We start from the raw sequence: 1,030 nt of genomic DNA on the forward strand, positions 1-1,030 counted from the left end.
CCGAAGCCCGTGGCCCAACCACTTGTGGGGGGAGCGGTCGAAGGTGGGGCTGGCGATTGGGACGAAGTCGTAACAAGGTAGCCGTACCGGAAGGTGCGGCTGGATCACCTCCTTTCTAAGGAGCACTCGGCTACGCGTCTCAGACACTCTTGTCTGGTTCGTGTGGCCCATGCCGTGACCATCAGCGAACGTCTGATGCACGGCGACGCTCATTAGTGGAGCACTGGCTATTCGGATCGGCTGGATTGCCGCCGGGCTAGTACCGCCTAGGTGCCCTCCTCTTGGGGAGGGCGGCTGGGAGTGGGAGCGTCCAGGTCGGGGGTTCGGCCGGTTCGGGCACACTGTTGGGTCCTGAGGAAACGGACCGTTCGGCATCCAGGCCACCAGCAACGGTGGCCTGTGTGTTGAGACCCCTTAGGGGTTGGTGTTTCTTCTGGGACGGGACCGGTCTTCCGTCATACCGCGTCGGCGGTCGGCAGGCTTCTTACCTTTCAGCTCTTTTGGGGCGGGTGGGTGGGGGGTCTTCGGCGAGCTGGTGGTCTGGTGGCGGGTCTGTATCGGTTGGCTGTTTGTTGTTTGTGAATTGCATAGTGGACGCGAGCATCTTTGTGGCCAAGTTTTTTAGGGCACACGGTGGATGCCTTGGCATCAGGAGCCGATGAAGGACGTGGGAGGCTGCGTTAAGCCTCGGGGAGTCGCCAACCAGACGTTGATCCGGGGATGTCCGAATGGGGAAACCTAGCACCAGTCATGTGGTGTTGCCTCCGCCTGAATGTATAGGGCGGTTGGTGGTAACGCGGGGAAGTGAAACATCTCAGTACCCGTAGGAAGAGAAAACAAGAGTGATTCCGTGAGTAGTGGTGAGCGAAAGCGGATGAGGCCAAACCGTATGTGTGTGATAGCCGGCAGGTGTTGCGCATGCGGGGTTGTGGGACCTTCTTGGAAGAGCTGCCGTTCTTCCGGACAGTGAGAAATCAGCGGGATAGTCGAACACTCTGGGAAGGGTGGCCGTAGACGGTGAGAGCCCGGT

Annotated in this window: 2 rRNA genes; both read left to right on the forward strand. The window is 59.9% G+C overall.

What is annotated here, in order from left to right:
- Positions 1-115 (forward strand): 16S ribosomal RNA (locus KIP79_RS46170); the annotation flags it as partial.
- 495 nt (positions 116-610) lie between these two features.
- Positions 611-1,030: ribosomal RNA gene (locus KIP79_RS46175) — 23S ribosomal RNA — on the forward strand; the annotation flags it as partial.

Origin of the sequence: Acrocarpospora catenulata, assembly GCF_018476525.1 — a bacterium.
In the GTDB taxonomy this organism is placed as follows: domain Bacteria; phylum Actinomycetota; class Actinomycetes; order Streptosporangiales; family Streptosporangiaceae; genus Acrocarpospora; species Acrocarpospora catenulata.